Raw genomic sequence first — 235 nt, forward strand, 5'->3', positions numbered from 1 at the left:
TTGTGGTCATTTGGGAGGTATAGTGGGCTGGTATGAAAAGCGGGGGGGTGGGTGGGAGAGGAAGAAAAAGGGGGGGGGATGGTTGGGGGGATTGGGTGGGATATGAGAGAGTGCGTTGAATGGTGGGTTGATAGGAAATTTAAAGAGGTGTTTGGGGAGGTCGGAATGGATGTTGCGAATGAGAGGGATGATAAGGGGAATAGAGAAGAGGGTAGAGGGGATGATGGTTTGGAGA

The 235-nt window shown here is 51.5% G+C and carries 1 pseudogene; it reads left to right on the forward strand.

The annotated features are described in order from the left end of the window. Nucleotides 1–51 precede the first annotated feature (51 nt). Nucleotides 52–235 (forward strand): annotated as a pseudogene (locus FS736_RS23995) (hypothetical protein); the annotation flags it as partial.

The organism is Cytobacillus oceanisediminis 2691 (assembly GCF_007678455.1).
Lineage (GTDB): Bacteria > Bacillota > Bacilli > Bacillales > Cytobacillaceae > Mesobacillus > Mesobacillus oceanisediminis_A.